Below are 20,440 nucleotides of genomic sequence, written 5' to 3'. Positions count from 1 at the left end.
GGTCAACCACGTCTCCTCTGCGCGCGCCTCGCGCTCCAAGCAGATGTCGGCAAAGCCCCTGGGCACGCGGTCGGGATCTCCCTCCGTGCGCCCCGCGGCGCGTCCCGTCGTTTCGGCTGCTCCGACCAAGCGCAAGGCCGCTACCTCCATCAAGCGCGTCCCTTCCCGCCAGGCAGCTCCTGCTCGCGCCGCCGCCGCGAGCCCCTGTCTCTTATACACAGCTAGAGGGGTATAAGAGACAGGAGGTCGTACGCGCCCGCGAGCTCGGCAGCCCCGTGTGGCCGCGCGCCAAGATGCTCTCGGCGCTCTCGCAGGGATACACCACCATCGCGGTCGCCGGCACGCACGGCAGGGGGGGTGGGGGCCTGAGCCCGGGCTCTTATACACATCTAGGTGTGTATAGGAGACAGCCGCAGAGAGAGCTCGCCGCTCCTGCTGCCGGCCCCAAGGTCAAGGCCCCCGTCAAGCAGAAGGCGAAGCCGGTCAAATCCGCGCCCTCGCTCGGCCAGGTGCGGGCGAAGGGGCCGACGTCCCACAAGTTCGACCTGAAGAGCTCCCAGCCCGTCAAGCTTCTGGCGGGTGCCGGCGCCGCGCTCTCGACCGCTCGGAAGGGGTTCGCTCCGACGGGTTCCGCGCAGCCGTCCGCCGCGGCGTCCGCGCGCGTGAAGCCGACGCTGCCGTCCGCGCCCCGCATCATCGTGGCCGTCGTGCTCGCGGTCGTGCTCGTGTTCGGCCTTGGTGCCGCCGTGCTGGTCAATTCAAGCTTCTTCTCGGTTACCGGCGTCGTCGTCAACGGCAGCGAGCACGTCCCGCAGCAGACCGTCGAGCAGCTCGTGTCGGTCCCCGAGGGGTCGACGCTGTTCAACGTGAGCGATGAGGACATCGCCGCCGCCTTGCTGCAGAACCCCTGGGTGAGCAGCGTCGACATCGAGCGGCAGTTCCCGCACACCATCGTGATCACGCCGGTTGAACGCAAGATTCAGGCCATCGTCTACCTGTCCGCCGATGACATCGCGTGGGCGGTGAGCGAGGACTCGCACTGGATCGCCCCGGTCTCGCTCGCCTCCGCGGGCACGGGCCAGACCTCGACGGATAGCGCCGAGGGGGATGGCGGCGAGGGCTCGTCGACGGATGCGGAGGCCACGGGGACCACGGGGACCGCCGCGTCGACGTCGTCCAGCAATCAGCAGAGCATCGACGCGGCGGTAGCGCTCGCTCGCCAGGCGGGCGCCGTGCTGCTCTCCGACGTGGGGACCGACGTGTCCCCCTCGAGCGGGCAGGAGGTCACCGACGATACGGTCCTTGCCGGCCTGGAATACGCCAAGGGCTTCAGCGCGGACTTCCTGAGCCAGATCAAGGAGATCTCGATCCCCTCGGTCGAGGCCATCTCGTGCGATCTGGAGTCCGGCGTCGAGGTGTCGCTCGGCAAGCCCGAAGACATCCAGCAGAAGGAGCAGGTCGTGCGCCGCCTACTGGAGCAGGAGCAGGGCGTGACCTATATCAACGTCCGCGTGGCCGATGCCTACACCTTCCGGAGCGCCACGGTGTAGGGCTTCGCCGGTTTGCTGCGCGTCCCGTGCCGTCGCGTGGATTGACAGTACGCATATGTCACACCGCCTGATTGACGGTACGCCTCAGGCACGTTTTTCGCACAAAAGCGTGCCTGAGGCGTACCGTCAATCAGGCGGTGTGACCAGAGCGTACCTTCAATCGTCCTCTCGCTGCACGCGGGCAGATGGTTGTTCGGCGCGCGGAACCCCATGGATTGGGCCTGACCTGCGACGATTGCGGTCCGCACCGTTCGCCGTCCGCGAACGGTTGAGGGATTTACCTGCGAATTTCACATTTAGAGGATGCCAAAGTTGACTTGACGCCGGATTATATGCAAAGATACAGCAGTTTACCTCGACATTTAATCTGTACTTGAGGGTTATAGTCGACAGGCCGCCAAGCGCTTACACCGATGTTCGGAGGACCGTAACATGCACGAGAACGAGATCAACAACTACCTTGCCGTCATCAAGGTTGTCGGTGTTGGCGGTGGCGGAACCAACGCCGTCAACCGCATGATCGAGGAGGGCATCCGCGGCGTCGAGTTCGTCGCCATCAACACCGATGCCCAGGCGCTGGCCATCTCCGACGCGGACATCAAGGTCCACATCGGCACCGACCTGACGCGCGGCCTGGGCGCCGGCGCGAACCCCGAGGTCGGCCGCAAGGCCGCCGACGAATCCCGTGACGACATCGCCGAGGCGCTCGCGGGCGCCGACGGTGATGAAGACCATGTCGGCGGCCGCGTGGTTCTATTAATGATACGGCGTCGACCGAGATCTACACTCTTTCCCGACACGACGCTCTTCCGTACTATCACATCAGGTGAGGACGCATTCAGTATCTGTAACTGGGCCGTACCAGGCTCTTATACACATCTAGAGGTGTATAAGAGACAGGCCCATCGTCGCCGACATCGCCATGAACGACGTGGGCGCGCTGACCGTCGCGGTCGTCACCAAGCCGTTCACCTTCGAGGGCCGCAAGCGCAAGGCGTCCGCCGAGGAGGGCATCCAGACCCTCTCCGAGTGCGTCGACACCATGATCGTCATCCCCAACGACAAGCTGCTCGACATCGCCGAGAAGAAGACCACGATGCTCGAGGCCTTCGCGATGGCCGATGCCGTCCTGTCCCAGGGCACCCAGGGCATCACGGACCTCATCACCGTCCCCGGCATCATCAACCTGGACTTCGCCGACGTGAAGACCATCATGAAGCAGGCCGGCACCGCCATGATGGGTATCGGCACCGCGTCCGGTGACACCCGCGCGGTCGACGCCGCCCAGCAGGCCATCTCCAGCCCGCTGCTCGAGAGCTCCATCGACGGCGCCACGCGCGTCCTGCTCTCCATCGCCGGCTCCAAGGACCTCGGCATCCAGGAGATCAACGATGCCGCCGACCTCGTCGCCAACGCGGTCGACCCCGAGGCCAACATCATCTTCGGTACTGTCGTCGACGAGTCCCTGGGCGACCAGGTGCGCATCACCGTCATCGCCACCGGCTTCTCCGATGCGAACGTCAACCGCCAGGATCAGCTGTTCGGCCAGTCCTCGGCGAGCTCGCGCGCGTCCGAGCCGCAGCATGCCGCCCGTCCCTCCGGCTCCCAGAGCGCCCCGACCCGCAACATCGGCGGGACCGAGCTGCCGAACTTCGGCAACGACCAGTTCGAGCTCCCCGACTTCCTCAAGCGCGGCAACTTCTAAGCCGAACTCACATCGTCTTCAACGCGCCCCGGCTGCGGCTGGGGCGCTTTTTTGTCTCGTGCGATGCATGGGCCGGGTGCCCTGCATGCGAGAGATGCGATGAGAAATCGCCCGCGCGCGTCATGGATGCGGTGGGCGGGGGATACTATGCTCAGAATCGATTGAAGGGAGGCCGATTATGGTCGAGCGTGTGCAGCACGGGACGGTTGCGCTGGTGGAGGGTTCCGACGGTCCGGTCAGGTTTGCGTTTACCGAGCGCACCGGCGGGGTTTCCCAGGCCCCGTACGAATCGTTGAATCTGGGGGCCCATGTGGGGGACGATCTCGAAGCTGTGGCCGAAAACCGTCGCCGCGTCCTCGCGGCGCTCGGAGCCGAGGACCTTGTCGACAACCTGCTCGTTCCCAATCAGGTCCATGGTGACGACGTGGTCGTCGTTGACTCGGCCGAACCCGAGGCTCTTTCCCGCGTTCGCGAGCTGATCGCGTCGGGGGCGGACGCCATCGTCTGCACCGCCCCCGACATCCCGGTCATGCTCTGCTTCGCCGACTGCGTGCCGGTCGTGCTCACCTGTCCCGGAGGGTTTGCGGTCGTCCATTCCGGCTGGAAGGGGACGATCGCCGCCATCTCCGCCAAGGCGGCCCGCATCCTCATGGACCGCACCGGAGAGGATCCTGGGAGCATCCGCGCCTATATCGGCCCGCACATCCTCGGCGATGAGTACGAGGTCTCGCGCGATCTGCTCCAGCGTTTCGCCGACCGGTTCGACCGGATCGAGATGAACGCCGCACGCCTGCTCGACCTGTCGGTCGCGATAGCGGAGGCGCTGGAAGGGGAGGGGCTTTCCGCGGACGCCATATGCGACACGGGGCTGTCGACGATGCGCGAAAACGACCGATTCTTCTCCTATCGCAAGGAAGCGGGAACCTGCGGCAGGCACGCCGCCGTGGCCCTCATGCGCTGACGGGGCCTTCTGGGCCGGTGCAAATCGGGGCGCGTGCCGGGTGCCGGGGGGTGCAAATCGGGGACGTACCTGTTGCGTGCACGCGCCCCGATTTGCACCCCCCGGCATGCGTGTAATCAGATTCCTGCGCAGTCTTTACATGCGCTTGACATCGCCTCTGTACACTAGGTGTGGTCTTTTCCGAACGCGAGCCGTTCTGTGGACGAGTCGCACGTACACGTCGTTGGCGGGTAGAGATACCTAAGTCGACCGATTGGAGATTCAGTAATGCGTAAGATGTTCTCACGTCAGCTGGTTGAGGCGCGTCACGAGATGCTTTCCATCTACGAGGCACTCGATTTGACGATGCACGATGCGATCCGCGCTTTCGTGACCAACGACAAGAAGCTTGCCAGCAAGGCCCAGCAGAAGACCCTGCAGATCGATGCCCGCTGCGCGAACCTCGAGGCCGTGTGCTACAACCTGATCGCCACCCAGAGCCCGGTCGCTTCCGACTTCCGCCTGCTCCAGACCGTCATCAACATCGAGTTCAACCTGCAGCGCATCTGCGACAAGGTCCGCCGCATCGCCCGCGCCGCCAAGCACAAGGTGAGCTCCGACATCGAGCTGCCCGCCGAGCTCGTCGAGATCATCGAGCAGGAGGCCTCTTACGTCTACAAGATCGTGGGCCGCTGCATCTCGGTGCTCGTGTGCAACGATCTGTCCCTCATGCGCGAGCTGCTCGTGCAGGACGACACGGTGCACGAGCTCTACGAGGAGTTCTTCCGCGCATACAACCGCATGTCCTCCGTCGAGCTCGCGGACGACAGCTCCTACGACGACCTGCGCCGCGCCATCATGGTCTCCCGGTACCTCGACCGCATTGCGAGCATCTCCATCGATGCGACGAGCTCCCTGTCCTTCCTGCTCACCGGCCAGCGCCTGAGCATCTCCGATATCGCCGAGATCGACGAGGACGAGCTCGAGTCCATGCGCATCCCGTCCGGCGAGGACGTCATCCTGCAGCCGGTCTCCGATGCGCGCTATGTGTCCAACCTGCCTGAGGACGAGATCACCGACGGCCTCAAGGCCCTCATCGCGCGTGCTGCCGCCGGCGATGACGACGAGGTCCTCGACGAGGAGTAGCCTCCTTCGCATACGATCGGTCGTCTGACATCTGGCATATATGTACAGACGATTGCCAAAGCACGGCTTCGCGCAGGCGGGGCCGTGCTTTCGCGTTACCATGGTGTTCGTACCGCAACAGATAAAGAGGCACCTATGGAACGCTATGAAGAACTGATTTCACGCCGTCGCCAGGAGATCTGCGAGCGCATGGCGGATGCCTTGGCGCGCGCCGGGCGCGGTGCGGACGACGCGCTGCTCATCGCCGTCTCCAAGACGGTCGGCACGGACGAGGTGGTCGCCGCGATCCGCGCGGGGTACCGCACCTTCGGCGAGAACCGCCCCCAGGAGCTCGTCCGCAAGCTCGCGGACCTGGCCGAGCGCGACGGCCTTCCGCCGGTGCGCTTCGATATGATCGGCAACCTGCAGACCAACAAGATCAACGCTGTGCTCGGCCGCGCCCAGCTCATCCACTCCATCCGCTCCCAGCACCTTGCCGAGGCGGTGTCAAGCCGCGCGGCGCGGCGCATCGAGGCGGGCGAGCTTGAAGCTCCGGTTGATGTGCTGCTCGAGGTCAACGTCAGCGGCGAGGAGTCCAAGTCGGGTTTCGCCCCGGACGAGCTGCGCGCCTGCATGGGTCAACTCGTGGAGCTTATGGGTATTCGCATCCGCGGCCTTATGACCATGGCCCCCAGAGGGGATAAAGATGCTGCGCGCCGGACGTTTTCGGGCCTGCGCGACCTGCGCGATGAGCTTCAGGTCTCCCACGGCATCGTGCTTCCGGAGCTCTCGTGCGGCATGAGCGAGGACTTCGAGATCGCGCTCGAGGAGGGTTCTACCATCGTTCGTCTCGGGCGAGTGGTGTTCGACCCTTCTTTTGCACTACAATAGGGGTGTCTGGGCGCATGCCCGACCTGCACCATCTATACGCCACATGCACCACGGGCAGAGAGGTACCATCGTGAGCTTTCTAGACGACATCAAGAACAGGATTTCTGAGCGCACGAATCGCGGTTTCGGGAACGATTCGTATGGAGACGAGGAGGGCTACGCCGACGGCTACTACGATGAAGCCGACGGTTCCTACGACGAGCGTGGCTACGGCCAATCCGAGTCCTACGGATACGAGCCCCAGGAATCCAGCCATGGCGTGCTGGGCCAGACCCATCGCGGCGAGGCCGAGTCGGTCGCCGTGTACACGCGTAGCGGCCAGCTCGTAGGCGATGCCGATCGTCACGCCACGACGTTCAACCCGCCGGCGCGTAGCGCCGACGCCGCGTACCGCCCCGGCGCCTACGACACGCCCTCGAGCTATGCCGAGACGCGTCGCCAGGCCGCCGCGAGCGCATACGCGCCCTCTCCGGCGGCAGCCGACACCACCGCCCACATCAGCGCCGTGGTCAACGGCAATCCGCAGCTGCCCGCCTATATCCTGCGTCCCGAGAGCTATGACGACGTCGAGACGGTCGTGCGCCGCGTGCGCACCCGCCAGCCGGTCGCGCTCGTCTTCGTGGGCGTCCGCACCGAGATCGCCAAGCGCGTGCTCGACTTCAGCTACGGTTTCGCCTGCGGCCTCGGCGCCTCGGTCAAGGAGCTGGGGGACCGCGTCTTCATCGTCCTGCCCCAGGGCTGCGAGATCAAGGATTCCGACCTCGCCAAGCTGCGGGACGACGGCTATCTCAAGTAACCGAGGAGTTCGATACCAATTTACACCTTGCTTCAAGTGCTCTCGACGCTCGTGAATTTCTACGAGATTCTGATCGTCGTCTATTGCCTGTTCAGCTTCTTTCCCATCCGACAGGGTGGATTTATGTACGATGTGGCGATGGTCCTCAACAGCCTGGTCGGGCCGTATCTCAACCTGTTCCGCCGCATCACCCCCCCGATGGGCGGTCTCGACTTCTCGCCGGTTATTGCGCTTCTTGCGTTGAACCTCGGTTTTCGGCTGCTCGTCAACATTTTGCTGTAAGATGACACGAGGCGCACGCCGCATCCTGGATGCGCCTCAGTGACGAAAAGGAGAACTACCATGGCTATCACACCTGCTGACATCCAGGCGCAGACCTTCTCCGAGGCCAAGCGCGGTTATGATCCCGGAGAGGTCGATGTGTTCCTCGAGCAGGTCTCTGCCGAAGTCGACGCCATGCTCAACAAGATTGTCGATCTGAAGGGCCGCCTGACCTCCACCGAGCAGGAGCTGGCCGATACGCAGGCCCAGCTCGCTGCCGCTCAGGCTGCCGCCCAGGCCGAGCCCGTTGCCGCTCCCGCACCCGCTCCGGCGCCCGAGTACACCGCCAGCGAGCGCCAGATCTCCGCTGCGCTCATCGCCGCCCAGCAGACCGCCGACAACATCATCTCCGAGGCGCGTGAGAACGCCGAGCGCATCCGCAACGAGGCAGACGCCAAGGCGCGCGAGGTCATCCGCCAGGCGCTCGCCGAGAAGCAGACCGAGATCGAGGAGATTGACCGTCTCAAGGCCTCCCGCGAGGAGTTTAAGAGCGAGTACCTCAAGCTCATCCAGCACTTCATGGACGATGCGCAGAACTCGTTCCCCAAGGATCTGCTGAGCTCCACGCCGAGCGGTTCCGCCGCCGCGGTGCCTGCGGCCGATCCGGCGCCCATGACCACGCCCACCCCGGTGCCCGAGCCCGCTCCCGCGCCGATGCCCACCCCGGTCGCCGATCCGTTCGCCCCGATCGACAACTTCGGCGTCGACGATCTCGACTAGGTTCCAGGCTATTTTGCAGTCTCTAGGGCCGGTTGCACTACTTGTGCAGCCGGCCTTTTCTCGTTGCGGCCCCTGAACGCGATCGTGGACGCAGGCTCCATGCGCTTGCGCGGGCCTGCGTCCACGATGTGCGTGATGAGAACAAGAAGGGCAAAGCGGGCCGATAAGCCGGGTTCTGTCGAGGACGGTCATTTATCTCGGCGCGCATGTCTCCATGCGGCTCCTCGCACGCTACCCGGACGCGGGTCGGGCCGACCCATGGCGCCCCTATTTGCGCTTGCTCCGGATGGGGTTTACCAAGCCGCCGTGTTGCCACGACGCTGGTGGTCTCTTACACCACCGTTTCAGCTTTTCCCTTTACGGCACGCCGTAGGTGGGAGTCTTCTTTTCTGCGGCACTGATCCGTCGGGTTGCCCCGCCTGGCCGTTAGCCAGCATCCTGCCCTGTGGAGCCCGGACTTTCCTCACGCCGAAACGGACGTTTCGGTCGCGCGACCGTCTGGCCCGCTTTGCGAAGGGCATTATAGCATGTCGCGCCCGAGCGAGGCGCGGCCTCGGGCGATCTCTCACACTGTCTATCAGGGGTTGGCTTACCACGAGCTTACAAAGAGCTTACAAACAAGGTTGCTTGTAACGTATTGGCTAAGAAACGGTAAAGTGATACCCTTGTCACGCGCATACGCGCAGGTCCACGGGCTGTTTCACAATAAAGCCCGCCCTATTGTGCTGTATGGTCCCAACGACCCGGGTGCTCCACCGATCGTTCGGACTGTATGCGCATGCGTTACGACGGAGGAGTTGGCGTCTTGGAAGTCTCTCTAGCTGAATTCTTGGGTCAAGTAACCTCGAACCCGATCATGGCGATATCGGTGTTGCTTACCCTCGGGGTCATCTTCGTCAACGGATGGACGGATGCCCCCAACGCTATCGCCACCTGCATCTCGACGCGCTGCATGAACGTGCGTCCCGCGATCATCATGAGCGCGATCTTCAATTTCTTGGGCGTCTTGATCATGACGCACCTCAACGCATCAGTAGCCTCAACAATCTCCAATATGGTCGACTTTGGCGGCAACGCCCACGAAGCGTTGATCGCCTTGTGCGCGGCGATGTTCTCCATCGTGGTCTACAGCGTGGGCGCGTCGATATTCGGCATCCCCACGAGCGAGAGCCACAGCCTGATCGCCGGCCTCACCGGCGCCGCGCTCGCCATCCAGAACGGTCTGGACGGCGTCAACGGCCAGGAGTGGATCAAGGTCATCTACGGCCTGGTGCTGAGCCTTGTTCTCGGTTTCGCCATCGGCTGGGCGATCTGCAAGGCGCTGACGTATCTTTGCGCGAACGTAGATCGGCGCAAAGCCAACGGGGCCTTCAAGTACCTGCAGATCTTCGCCGCGGCGGCCATGAGCTTCATGCACGGTGCGCAGGACGGCCAGAAGTTCATCGGCGTGCTGCTGCTCGGCGTCGCGTTCGCCAACGGGCAGCCCGACCTCTCGGGCGCGGTCATCCCGGTGTGGCTGATGCTCCTGTGCTCCACGGTCATGGGTGTCGGCACGAGCGTGGGCGGCGAGAAGATTATCAAGTCCGTGGGCATGGACATGGTCAAGCTCGAGCGCTTCCAGGGCTTCTCGGCCGACCTCGCCGGCGCGTTCTGCATCCTGCTCTCGACCGTGTTCGGCATTCCCGTGTCCACCACGCACACCAAGACGAGCGCCATCATGGGCGTGGGCGCCGTCAAGCGTCTCTCGGCGATCAACATGAGCGTCGTGCGCGACATGATGCTCACGTGGGTCTTCACGTTCCCGGGATGCGGCCTTATCAGCTTCGTCATGGCCAAGCTGTTCATGCTGCTGTTCTAACGTCCGTATCAACCGTTTCGCAATGGACTTTCGCGGGCCGTCTGTCTGCGCGCGAAAGATGAAAGTATAGCGACTGCTACTTGGGAGGCAGGTCTCGTGGCCAGGAAAAAGGATTCTTTCTACTTCGATTCGTTCACCTCGTGCGGTCAACTCGCATGCCAGGCGGCTCAGCTGCTCGCCGACATCATGCGCACGTTCGACCCTGATCGCATAGGCGAGAACATCGACGCCATGCATGCGATCGAGCAGCAGGCGGACGAGCACAAGCATCAGGTGCTCGACGCCCTGAGCACGGCGTTCGTGACGCCGATCGACCGCGAGGACCTGGCCGAGGTGAGCGACTACCTCGACACCGTGGTCGACCGGATCGAGGGCGTGCTGCTTCGGCTGTACTTCGACAACATCCAGTCCATCCGTCCCGACGCGCTGCAGCTCGTCGAGATGATCGAGCGCAGCTGCCAGGAGATGTGCAAGCTTTTGGAGGAACTGCCGCAGTTCAGGCGCACCAACTCCCTGCGAGAGCATGTCATCGCGATCAACTCGATCGAGGAGGAGGCCGACCAGGTCTACATCAACGCCATGCGCAAGCTGCACACGTCGTGCGACGACCCCATGCAGGTGTTCACGTGGCACGAGGTCTACACGTTCTTGGAGTATTGCGTCGACAGCGTCGAGCACGTTGCCGACACGGTTGGCTCCATCGTGATGAAGAACAGCTAGGAATGCGCCGGTCAATCGCTTTCGCGCCTGCGGGAGATTAACGGTACGTTTTGCGAAGCCGATAACGGGCCCCATGTCGCTTGCGTGGGGTCCGTTTGTTTTTTGCGTCGCATCGGTCTGGCTCCTTACGGCAGAATCGCCCGACGCCTATGGTTCCGGTCCGTCTTCTTGCAAAACTTGATACGATTGATAGCGGTTCGTTTTCGCCATGTTGAGTTCGAGGGACGGGTATGGAGAGCTATATCACGATGCGGGCAGGGGTCGAAGCGACCGGCGAGTTCATCGACCGCAAGAGCCGGTTCATCGCCCAGCTTGTGCACGTGGAGACCGAGCAGGAGGCTGCTGCCCACCAGGCGGCCATGCGCGCCCGGCATTTCGACGCGCGCCATAACGTGCCGGCGTGGATTCTGGCGGACGGCCGCGAACGGGCAAGCGATGACGGCGAGCCGCAGCGCACAAGCGGCATGCCCACGCTCGAGGTGCTGCGCGGAGCGAACCTGCGCGACGTCTGCTGCGTGACGACCCGGTATTTCGGCGGCACGTTGCTCGGGCCGGGCAAGGGCTGAAGGAAAAGGAGCCACGCATGGCAGAGCATCGTGGCACGCCCTGCCTGCAGGGCGGCTATCGTCCCGGCGACGGCGAGCCCCGTCAGGTCCCCACCGCCCCTGTCTCTTAGACAATCTAGATGTGTATAAGAGAGAGGCGCGTGGCGGACCATGCCGGCGCGCACGTCTCGGGAACGGACTTCACCGATTCGGTGTGCCTGCACCTTGTCTTCAAGGCGGGGGAGGAGGAGCCGTTTCTGGCCGCTCTCACCGAGCTGCTTGCCGGAAAAGAGGACGTTGACGTCGGTTCTCCGCGTTTCGCCGAGTTCTAGGCGCCCTCGTCCCGTTCATTCATGAATGAACGGGGGTGTTAAAAAATCCAATCCTGGGCAAACGTCAAAAGGTGCTCCGTTGATTCATGAATGAACAGGGGTATGAACCTCAGGAAACGTTGATCAACGGCACCGTACTCCCCTCTATTGCGTCGAAGGGCCCGGGGATGCCACTCTCCGGGGAGAAAGTGGCTAGAATTTTCTATTTTGCTGTTGCTGAACCAGGATGGAGGGGCCAGAGGCCCGGTGTCGGCCAGGTTTCTCCTCGGCAGTGCCCGATTCGAGGATGCAAGGGCTCGGAAATCGTCTTTTCAACCAGCCAATGCGGACAAGATGGGTCAATCGGACATTTCCACCGCGCTCGGCTTACAGCAAAACAGAAATTTCTAGCCACTTTTGCCCGAAGGAGGGTGCGGCAGGAATCCTGGAGCGCGGGCGCGTGAACGACGGTACGCTATAGGCACACAGCTCAATCCAAGGTACGCCATAGGCACGCTTTCAGGCGAACAACGTGCCTATGGCGTACTCTCGATGGGGTGGCGTGCCTATAGCGTACCGTCGATCTGGGGGGGTGCCGCGGGGCACGGGGCGGAAGGGGTGCGGGGGGGGGTCGCGGGCGCCCGCTTAGCGGATCGCGGCGTCAGTCGTCGTAGACGTAGTAGCCGGGGATCTGCTTGCGCCTGCGAGGCTCGACCGCGGGCGCGGGCTCCGATAGCGAAGCAAGGTCCGCGGGTGCGGTCGCAAGTTCGACCGCGAGCTCGGTCGCGGGCTCGTCTTTCGATTCCGCCTCAGGACGAGGGCTCGCCTCCGCTTCGGCCTCCGTCTCGGCCGCGGGAGCGCCTGCAGCAGCGGCGCCGGCCGTCGGTGCCGGCTCGCGATCTGCCCCGGTATCCGCTTCGGCCTCCAGTGCCTGCTCGGCTTCATCGGGCTCTGCCGTCATCTCGGCATCGGTCCCGTGTCCGGTCTCATGCTGCGCTTTAGCTTCGACCAGTTCCAGATCGCTTGCCGGCGCCTCGAACGTGAACGATCCGATGCCGAAATCGGAGTCGGCCTCTTTCCTCAACTCGTGTACGGCCGCATCCTCACGGGCCGTCTGCTCGGCACGATTCGCCGCGGCCTCCGCGGCCCCGCGCTCGCGTCCCATCCGGTAGATATGCCGCGCCAGCAGGAATATCGCCACGATGAGCGCGGCTGCAAGCCCGCCGATGCCGCAAGCGATCACCACGGGGCTGCGCAGGTATCCGATCAGGCTCTGCAACAGCTTCTGGGCGGAATCTGCCTCATCGGAGGCGGCATCCTGCACACCTGCCGTATCGCAGGAGTGGACGGTTCCGTCTGCGGAGACGGCGGCGATGGTCCCGTCGAGGGCACCGAGGATCTCTCCGTTGCACAGCACGCTGCACGACCAGTCCTCCGCGCCTTCCGGGTACGTGATGACGTACACCGCGCGCGCGGGGTCCCAAGGCGACGGCACCGTCTGGAACACGACGGCATCGGCCAGATCGTCGGTATCGAGGGGAAGGCTCCGGTCGGTGCGGTACGTGCCGTCCGAGCGCGGCACGGCGTCGAGCGCCTCCGCGATCTCGTCGGGGAGCTCGATGGTCGAGGCGCTTCCCATGTAGACGAGGTCGTGAGTACGGTCCTGTTCGTCTGCGGCGTCGCTCGGCTCCGCCAGCTCGAAGTCAACGGCCTGCAGGTTCGCCTGACCGATGCGCATGGCGAGGTTCAGCAGCGCGTCATCGAAGCCGTCGGCGTGGACGACGACCGTCCCGTCCTCCTCGCCGCTTGTGGATGCAAATGCAAACAGCCTGCTCAGCGATGGGCTGATGCTTTCGTCGCTGTGGGCAAGATGCACCGATGAGGTGCTCGAGATCGTGGTCGAGCCGGCGTTCTCGCTCTTGGTCGGGTCGACGTCCCCGGTGTAGTTGTTGACCTCGACCCGCACGTCGATGATGGGGCTCGTGCGAGCCGCCTGAGGAATCGACACGGTGAGGCTTCCGGCCTCGGCGTTTGCATCAGACAGGCTCACGCTGTCGACGCGCTCGTCGTTGATGTAGACGGTCAGCTCCGCCTGCGCGGGGTCGAGGTTGTCCGAATGGCTGAACTCGATGGTCACCGTCGAGCCCGGTCCGCTCGCGACGCCTCCGGGCTGTGTCAGGCGAAACGAGGCGATCTCGCCGGACGATCCCTGCAGCGTCACGTCTTCGTAGCCGAAATCGGAGAGCTGGTAGGCGCCGTCGGCGCGCTCCTCCGGCGTCACGGAGGACGTCGATGCAAAGGACGATATGACCGCCGAGGTTCCCTCGAGCTCGGCCATGGCGTCGGGATCGGATGCTGCGTCCGCTGCAAGCGAGAGGCCTTGGTCGTCTTGCGCATACACCAGCAGGCGCGGGATCGACGTGTACGAGACCGAGCCCGCGGTCGCGACGATGCCCTCCCCGTCGCCGGCGCGTGCCACATCGAGGTTGCCGAACAGGCTCTTCCAGTCGGAAATGCCTCCGACCAGCACGTTTGCCTCCTCGGCGCTGCCCGCCGCGCTCAGGTCGATGGCCGACTGGTAGGGGACCTGCGCTCCGAATGCCGATGCGATGCACAAGGCGGCGTTGCGCGATGATGTCTGGCCGTCGGTGATGAAGGAGAGCGAGGTCTTGGGGTCGCTCAGCACGCTGTCGAACTGCAGGGGGTACCACGTCGCGTTCGTGCAGGCGGGCAGGCTCTTCACGCGCATCTGCATGGTGGACGACGCGTCGAATTCGACCCAGTTGCTCGTATCGCTCGAGGTGAAGCGTGCCTCGTAATCCTGCACGTCGGAGGCGTCGGAGGAGACGTCGGCGAGGACGAGCGCAAGCGTGACCGAGTTGGTCGCGCCCACCTTGAAGACCTGGGAGGGGATGTTGCAGACGAGCCAACCGGTCCCGTCCGATCCGATCTTCTGCACGGGGATCGACTGCACGACCGTTCCGTTCAGGCTGATGGTCAGCGCGAGGTCGTCATCGAGGTGCTCGCTGGCGGAGACGAGCAGATTCATGGTGCAGGTCCCATCGAGCTCCACGCCCGCAGGGATGGTGAAGAAAAACGTCTGCAGGTTATCCGCGGAATCCAGGGTCTGGCGTCCGGAGAACATCTGGATGTCGACATGGTCGGCGTACACGTCGAACGCATGGCCGTCGGCGGCAAGCGTGCTCGCGGTGCTGTCGACGATCGTCTCGTCTACGGCACCCGTCGCGTCCTGCTCTGCCGCGGCGAGCGATGGCGTGAGGGCGACTGCCGTCGCGGTCAGCGAAAGCGCGACGGCGAGCCGGGCCGTCGCGTGCATGCGCGCAAGGTGGAGGTGGCTTCCGCGAAGCGCCGTTGTGCGAGTGGAGCTAGCGGACCTGCTCATGGATGGGGCTCCGCGAAAAGAAACGACAAGGGGCGGGCGAGGGCGCCACGGGGCGATGCTTCGCCGCCGCGTTCCCGCACACCGCACGGCGGGCTGTTCCGATGCTTGAGATAGCGTGCACGCAATCGCCCCCTTGTCCGGTCCGTTTATGCTGCAGTGAGAAGAAGGCATGCTCCATATAGAGAAAACTATAGCCTAGAGCAGGGAGAATGCCTAGAAATGGAGCCTGGGCGGGCGGATGGGGCATCGAACGTGGGGTCTATGCGGTACCAATGCTCGGCGCGCCGCGCAATCTTCGCGCGGGCGCGGCATGACTTTTGTTCGAAACATCGCCCGCCATCTGTGTCCGCACCGGCCGCCTTGCAGTATCCTTGCTAACGACGCAACGTCTCAAGCAAAAGGAGCAAAGCATGGCAGAGCATCTTGGAACGACCTGCGTGCAGGGCGGCTATCGTCCCGGCGACGGCGAGCCCCGTCAGGTCCCCATCTACCAGTCGACGACGTGGAAGTACGATACGTCCGAGCACATGGGTCGTCTGTTCGACCTCGAGGAGGCGGGGTATTTCTACACCCGTCTGCAGAACCCCACCAACGACGCCGTTGCGGCCAAGATCGCCGAGCTCGAGGGCGGTGCCGCCGGCATGCTGACGAGCTCCGGCCAGGCGGCGAACTTCTTCGCGCTGTTCAACATCCTGGGCGAGGGCGACCACGTGGTGGCGAGCTCCGCCATCTACGGCGGCACGTACAACCTCATCGCACACACCATGAAGCGCATGGGCGTCCAGAGCACGTTCGTGGCCCCCGACTGCACCGATGAGGAGCTCGAGGCGGCGTTCCAGCCCAACACCAAGGCGGTCTTCGGCGAGACGATCGCCAACCCCGCGCTCGACGTGCTCGACATCGAGCGTTTCGCCAACGCCGCGCATGCGCACGGCGTGCCCCTGATCGTAGACAACACGTTCCCCACGCCGATCATGTGCCGTCCCATCGAGTGGGGCGCCGACATCGTGACGCATTCGACCACCAAGTACATGGACGGCCACGGCGCCGCCGTGGGCGGAGCCATCGTGGATTCCGGCAACTTCAACTGGGATGCCCATGCGGACAAGTATCCCGGCCTCACGACGCCCGACGAGACCTACCACGGTGTGGTCTACACCGAGAAGTTCGGCCAGGCCGGCGCCTACATCACCAAGGCGACCTCGCAGCTCATGCGCGACTTCGGCTGCATCCAGTCGCCGCAAAACGCGTTCTACCTGAACCTCGGCCTCGAGAGCCTGCACGTGCGCATGCCACAGCATTGCAAGAACGGCCAGGCGATGGCGGAGTTCCTAGCCCAGCATCCCAAGGTCCGCTTCGTGAAGTATCCCGGCCTGCCCACCGACCCGTGGTACGAGCTCGCCCAGAAGTACCTGCCCAACGGCTCGTGCGGCGTGGTGAGCTTCGGATTCGTCGGTGGCCGCGCTGCCGCCGAGGAGTTCATGAAGAACCTCAAGGTCGCTCAGATCGCCACCCATGTCGCCGACGCCCGCACCTGCGTGCTGCACCCCGCCAACGCCACGCACCGTCAGATGAATGACGAGGAGCTGGCTGCCGCCGGCATCGCGCCCGACATGGTGCGCCTGTCCTGCGGCATCGAGGACACCGAAGACCTCATTGCCGACGTCGAGCAGGCCCTCGCCGCCGTGTAGCGGTCGAGCAGTCGTTGCCGATAGGGTGCCGGCGGGATTGGATCTCGCCGGCACCTTTTTCTTGGCCCGCGGCCGTCTGCCGGGTCGTGCGGCCGATCCGGGGCGCCGCCTGCCGGATACCGATGAGGACCTCGCAAAGGCGGGGCGACCCGTTAGGATGGTAGGGAAACGACCGCGTGTTGCGAGGTGTCCGCCCATGAAGACCACAGCCCTGTCCTATCCCAGCGCCGACGGCGTCTCCACCGTGCGCGCCTGGCTGTGGGAGCCCGACGGGAATGCCGAGGCTCCTGCGGCAAGGCGCGGCCTTGTCCAGATCATCCACGGCATGTCCGAGCACGCGGGCCGCTACCTGCCGTTCATCGAGTACCTGTGCGACCACGGCTTCGCGGTGTGCGCCAACGACCATGTGGGCCACGGCCGCACCGCCGCCTCCGAGGAGGAACTCGGCCATATGCCGTTGAAGGACGGCGAGGATGTCCTGATCGGCGATGTCCATGCGCTGCGCATGCAGGCGATCGCCCGACTCGGCATCTCCACCCCCTATATCCTGTTCGGCCACTCGATGGGCAGCTTCATCGCACGCATCTACCTCACGCGCTACGCCTTCGGCGTTCGCGCCGCGATCATCTGCGGCACCGGCCAGCAGCCGCTTCTGCTCACGGGCGTCGGCCGCGTGTTCACGGGTATCGTGTCGGCGGTTCGCGGCGAGCGCCATCGGAGCCGCATCGCGCATGCGCTCGGGGCGGGCGGATTCGGCCGCGCCATCAAGGACGCGCGGACCGATGTCGATTGGATCTCCACGGACCCCGCGGTCGTCGACGACTATCTCTCCGATCCGCTCTCCGGCCAGGTGTTCACCGTCGGCGGGTACGGCACGCTTTCAAGGCTCGCTGCCGACGCGCAATCGCCCAAGCTGGTCGCGCGCATCCCGCACGGGCTTCCCATGTTGTTCATCGCGGGCGGCGAGGACCCGGTGGGGGAGTGCGGGCGCGGCGTCCACCGCGCCGTCGAGCAGTGCCGTGCGGCGGGTATCGAAGACGTCGACGAGATCATCTATCCCGGGGCTCGCCACGAGATCCTCAACGAGCCCATCCGTGCCCAGGTCGAGGCCGACGTGCTCGCATGGCTCGAGCGCCACAGGCTCTAGGGAAGCGTAGACCAATCCGTCCCCTCGTGTAGGACGCGGAGACACGGTCGCGCGGGGCGCTGCGCGCAAAGATGGATGGCCTATACGTGAGCTGCGGTCTTCCGGGGCGCCTTTCGCGCTCCGTCACCGCGCGACGGGCGGATTCCGGGGTCCTGTATGCGCGCGGTGGGGAAACCGCACCGCAAATCCGCAGGATTGAGGGGGTCAAAGTTTTCTGAAAATGAATTTGGAATCAAATCGGGAAGTATACATGGAAAACGGCCATATCTGACAAGCTTCTGACCTGCGGTTTCTCTGGCCGGCCGATCTTAGTGGGCCCGGGAGGGGCTTCCGATTCGCTCTCAAGAGGCCCTTCTTGTCCAAGATTTGATACCAAATTCAACGCGGACCGTCCCCGCACCTTGATAAAACCTTTTATCAAGGTGCAGTTTTGCACACGGGCGGATACAGCGGCCCTCTCGCACCCCGGGAGCCCGGTCGGCGGGGAGGGGAACGCGCGGGTCGCCCCTGCCAGCCCAGAGATCCAGGTGCCCTCCACGGGCTGTAACCCCGCCGCTAGCGGCGTTTCCAGCCGAGCAGCAGCGCCGAGTTGGAGATGACGAGCACCGAGCCCGCGTTGTGGACCAGCGCGCCGACGACCGGGTTCAACACGCCTGTGATGGCGAGCGCGATGGCGATGAAATTGAGCGCCATCGAGAAGGTCATGTTGATCTTGATGGTCGAGATCATGCGACGGCTGAGCGCCAGCAGGTGGGGCAGCTCGGCGACGTCGTCCGAGACGAGCGCGATATCGGCGGCATCGACGGCGATGTCGGAACCGATGCCGCCCATGGCGATGCCCACGCGGGCGCGCTTCAGGGCCGGCGCGTCGTTGACGCCGTCGCCGACCATGCAGACGGCCCGGCCCGCACGCTCGCTCTCGTCTATCCAGGCGAGTTTATCTTCGGGCGTGCAGCCCGAGCGGAAGCTTCGGATATCGAGCTGGGATGCCATGGCGGCGGCTGCCGCCTCGTTGTCTCCGGTGAGGAGCACGGGCTCTGCGCCGGTTGCGTGGATGCGGGCCACGGTGTCGCGGGCGTTCTCGCGCGCGACATCGGAGAGGGCGATGAGGCACGAGGCGATCTCGACGGGAGACACGGATGCCGGCGCGCCGTCCACCTCGACGGTGAGCGCGTCCGCGCTGCGGGGATAGAGGCAGGCTGCGTAGGTGACGGTGCATCCCGTATCCAGATGGCGCTGCGCGCGCTCGAGCAGCGACGCGGGAAGATCGATGTCGCGCTCCGCCATGAGCTCGAGATTGCCCGCGATCACCGTGACGGGACCCGATTCGCCCATGCAGACCGCCTCGACGCCGCGGCCGGGGATCATGGAGAACGACGCGGGTGCGCGCAGCGTCTCGCTGGCGCCCGATGCGCCCGAGCGCGCGCGGTATCCGGCCACGATGGCGCGTCCCAGTGGATGCTCGCTTTTGGTTTCCGCTGATGCGACAAGGGCGAACAGCTCCTCGGCCGCGCGCCCGTCCGCATCGTCTGCGCTCTCGACGGCCACGACGCGCGGCGTTCCGTAGGTGAGCGTGCCGGTCTTGTCGAGCGCCACGGCCCGCACGGACGCCAGGCGCTCGAGCGCATCGCCCTCGCGCACCATGAAACCGTGCTTGGTGGCGTTGCCGATGGCAGCCATGATGGCCGTGGGAGTTGCCAGCACGAGCGCGCACGGGCAGAAGACCACGAGGATCGTGACGGCTCGGATGATCTCGCCCGTCACGACCCACGTTACGGCGGCTGCGCTCAGCGCGATGATGACGATCCAGACCGCCCAGCGATCGGCGAGGCGCACGACGTTGGCCTTGCTCGCGTCGGCCGACTGCACGAGGCGGATCATGCGCTGAATCGAGCTGTCCTCGCCCACGCGCGTGGCCACCATGTCGAAGCTGCCGAATTGGTTAAGCGTGCCCGAGGAGACCTCGTCGCCGGCTGCCTTGTCGACGGGGATGGATTCGCCGGTCATGACTGATTGGTCGATGGAGGTCTGGCCCGCCACGATCACGCCGTCGACGGGGACGGTCTCGCCGGGGTTCACCCGCAGAAGGTCGCCCACCTGCACGCTCTCCGCCGCGATCTGCTCTCCGGATGCATGGTCGAGCCTCGGAAGGACGGCGGCGCATGCCGGCTCGGCCGGGGTCCCGTCGATGCGGGCGGATGACAGCGCGTTCTGCACACGCTCGGCAAGCTCGGCGCCGGGGCGGGCGATGAGGCGCGCCGTGCGCGGCGTCAGGTGGACGAGCTTCTCGATGCCGGCGCGCGCCCGCTCGACCGTGAGCTCTTCGAGCAAGCCGCCGAGCTGCATGATGAAGGCGACCTCACCTGCGGCAAACGTCTCGCCGATGGCGACGCTTGCGATGAGCGCTATGGCCACCAGCACGTCTGCTGTGATGTCGAATTCGGTGACGAGGCCGATGACCGCCTCGCACAGGATGGGGATGCCGCACAGCACGATCGCTATCCACGCCGGGTCGAAGGGGAGCGCCTCGCGCATGCCATACGGCTCGAACAGGCTGATGAGCAGCGCGATGCCGCCGATGGCCAACAGGGCGATGTCCTTCTTGACGCCGCCCCAGCCGAGCGCCTCCTCAAGGCGCCCCATGATGCGGTCGATGCGCTGCTTCATGGCCGAACTCCTCCGTTGTACGTCGATTACCAATACCCCTATGGGTATCA

At 64.7% G+C, this 20,440-nt stretch carries 15 protein-coding genes and 1 other RNA gene; 13 read left to right on the top strand and 3 right to left on the bottom strand.

The genetic code is table 11. From position 1 onward, the window contains the following. The first annotated feature begins 395 nt into the window (after positions 1–395). The 7 genes from BN3789_RS08665 (at position 396) to BN3789_RS08625 (ending at position 8,048) form a co-directional block, all read left to right on the top strand. Positions 396–1,550 (top strand): cell division protein FtsQ/DivIB, encoded by a 1,155-nt coding sequence (locus BN3789_RS08665; protein WP_229254288.1) that lies wholly within the window; start codon positions 396–398, stop codon positions 1,548–1,550. Between the two features lie 1,883 nt (positions 1,551–3,433). Continuing rightward, entirely contained in the window at positions 3,434–4,216 is a 783-nt protein-coding gene (locus tag BN3789_RS08650; RefSeq protein WP_147569639.1) for a purine nucleoside phosphorylase YfiH/LACC1 family protein, read from the top strand. 267 nt (positions 4,217–4,483) lie between these two features. Next, positions 4,484–5,341, top strand: a complete 858-nt coding sequence (locus BN3789_RS08645; protein ID WP_066832987.1) for a phosphate signaling complex PhoU family protein — start codon at positions 4,484–4,486, stop codon at positions 5,339–5,341. Positions 5,342–5,476: 135 nt separating this feature from the next. After that, positions 5,477–6,211 carry a YggS family pyridoxal phosphate-dependent enzyme gene (locus tag BN3789_RS08640; RefSeq protein ID WP_066832984.1) on the top strand — a complete coding sequence of 245 codons (735 nt, stop codon included), beginning with the start codon at positions 5,477–5,479 and terminating at the stop codon, positions 6,209–6,211. 70 nt (positions 6,212–6,281) lie between these two features. After that, positions 6,282–7,007: a cell division protein SepF gene (locus BN3789_RS08635; RefSeq protein WP_066832981.1), complete on the top strand. Its 726-nt coding sequence runs from the start codon at positions 6,282–6,284 to the stop codon at positions 7,005–7,007. 51 nt (positions 7,008–7,058) lie between these two features. Next, positions 7,059–7,289: a YggT family protein gene (locus BN3789_RS08630; RefSeq protein WP_229254286.1), complete on the top strand. Its 231-nt coding sequence runs from the start codon at positions 7,059–7,061 to the stop codon at positions 7,287–7,289. Between the two features lie 60 nt (positions 7,290–7,349). Then, the gene (locus BN3789_RS08625; protein ID WP_066832976.1) at positions 7,350–8,048 is read left to right on the top strand and encodes a DivIVA domain-containing protein; all 699 of its coding nucleotides are present in this window, start codon (positions 7,350–7,352) and stop codon (positions 8,046–8,048) included. A 148-nt stretch (positions 8,049–8,196) separates the two neighbouring features. Here BN3789_RS08625 and rnpB read toward each other — a convergent pair. After that, positions 8,197–8,558, bottom strand: an RNA gene (gene rnpB, locus BN3789_RS08620) — RNase P RNA component class A. A 346-nt stretch (positions 8,559–8,904) separates the two neighbouring features. On the opposite strand from rnpB, the gene BN3789_RS08615 reads away from it, so the two are divergent. From BN3789_RS08615 to BN3789_RS13440, 4 genes are all read left to right on the top strand, one after another. Further along, a complete protein-coding gene (locus tag BN3789_RS08615; protein ID WP_411431535.1) occupies positions 8,905–9,906 on the top strand; it encodes an inorganic phosphate transporter in 1,002 nt (333 codons plus the stop codon). 96 nt (positions 9,907–10,002) lie between these two features. Further along, the gene (locus tag BN3789_RS08610) at positions 10,003–10,626 is read left to right on the top strand and encodes a DUF47 domain-containing protein (protein WP_066832969.1); all 624 of its coding nucleotides are present in this window, start codon (positions 10,003–10,005) and stop codon (positions 10,624–10,626) included. Between the two features lie 230 nt (positions 10,627–10,856). After that, positions 10,857–11,192, top strand: coding sequence for a YigZ family protein (locus tag BN3789_RS13445; protein WP_187119133.1), 336 nt, complete (start codon positions 10,857–10,859; stop codon positions 11,190–11,192). A 140-nt stretch (positions 11,193–11,332) separates the two neighbouring features. Next, positions 11,333–11,503 carry a DUF1949 domain-containing protein gene (locus BN3789_RS13440; protein ID WP_187119132.1) on the top strand — a complete coding sequence of 57 codons (171 nt, stop codon included), beginning with the start codon at positions 11,333–11,335 and terminating at the stop codon, positions 11,501–11,503. Between the two features lie 640 nt (positions 11,504–12,143). On the opposite strand, the gene BN3789_RS08600 is transcribed toward BN3789_RS13440, so the two are convergent. After that, positions 12,144–14,885, bottom strand: a complete 2,742-nt coding sequence (locus tag BN3789_RS08600; RefSeq protein ID WP_161938997.1) for a cellulose biosynthesis cyclic di-GMP-binding regulatory protein BcsB — start codon at positions 14,883–14,885, stop codon at positions 12,144–12,146. A 410-nt stretch (positions 14,886–15,295) separates the two neighbouring features. On the opposite strand from BN3789_RS08600, the gene BN3789_RS08595 reads away from it, so the two are divergent. After that, on the top strand, positions 15,296–16,576 hold the full coding sequence (locus BN3789_RS08595) for an O-acetylhomoserine aminocarboxypropyltransferase/cysteine synthase family protein (protein ID WP_066832964.1): 1,281 nt from the start codon (positions 15,296–15,298) through the stop codon (positions 16,574–16,576). A gap of 196 nt (positions 16,577–16,772) precedes the next feature. Continuing rightward, on the top strand, positions 16,773–17,723 hold the full coding sequence (locus BN3789_RS08590) for an alpha/beta fold hydrolase (protein ID WP_066832962.1): 951 nt from the start codon (positions 16,773–16,775) through the stop codon (positions 17,721–17,723). A 555-nt stretch (positions 17,724–18,278) separates the two neighbouring features. Here the strand turns inward: BN3789_RS08590 and BN3789_RS08585 are convergent. Continuing rightward, on the bottom strand, positions 18,279–20,390 hold the full coding sequence (locus BN3789_RS08585; RefSeq protein WP_066832959.1) for a heavy metal translocating P-type ATPase: 2,112 nt from the start codon (positions 20,388–20,390) through the stop codon (positions 18,279–18,281). Positions 20,391–20,440 lie beyond the last annotated feature (50 nt).

The sequence above is a fragment of the Collinsella ihumii genome (genome assembly GCF_900046475.1).
Classification (GTDB): Bacteria; Actinomycetota; Coriobacteriia; order Coriobacteriales; family Coriobacteriaceae; genus Collinsella; species Collinsella ihumii.
The sequence above is the reverse complement of the archived record's forward strand: the minus strand, read 5'-3'. Positions and strand labels throughout refer to the sequence as shown.

Excerpts from the sequence above, each read along its gene's own strand:
- BN3789_RS08650 (WP_147569639.1), top strand. The coding sequence starts at position 3,434 with ATGGTCGAGCGTGTGCAGCACGGGACGGTTGCGCTGGTGGAGGGTTCC.
- BN3789_RS08645 (WP_066832987.1), top strand. The coding sequence starts at position 4,484 with ATGCGTAAGATGTTCTCACGTCAGCTGGTTGAGGCGCGTCACGAGATG.
- BN3789_RS08640 (WP_066832984.1), top strand. The coding sequence starts at position 5,477 with ATGGAACGCTATGAAGAACTGATTTCACGCCGTCGCCAGGAGATCTGC.
- BN3789_RS08625 (WP_066832976.1), top strand. The coding sequence starts at position 7,350 with ATGGCTATCACACCTGCTGACATCCAGGCGCAGACCTTCTCCGAGGCC.
- BN3789_RS08615 (WP_411431535.1), top strand. The coding sequence starts at position 8,905 with ATGGCGATATCGGTGTTGCTTACCCTCGGGGTCATCTTCGTCAACGGA.
- BN3789_RS13445 (WP_187119133.1), top strand. The coding sequence starts at position 10,857 with ATGGAGAGCTATATCACGATGCGGGCAGGGGTCGAAGCGACCGGCGAG.
- BN3789_RS08600 (WP_161938997.1), bottom strand. The coding sequence starts at position 14,885 with ATGAGCAGGTCCGCTAGCTCCACTCGCACAACGGCGCTTCGCGGAAGC.
- BN3789_RS08595 (WP_066832964.1), top strand. The coding sequence starts at position 15,296 with ATGGCAGAGCATCTTGGAACGACCTGCGTGCAGGGCGGCTATCGTCCC.
- BN3789_RS08590 (WP_066832962.1), top strand. The coding sequence starts at position 16,773 with ATGAAGACCACAGCCCTGTCCTATCCCAGCGCCGACGGCGTCTCCACC.
- BN3789_RS08585 (WP_066832959.1), bottom strand. The coding sequence starts at position 20,390 with ATGAAGCAGCGCATCGACCGCATCATGGGGCGCCTTGAGGAGGCGCTC.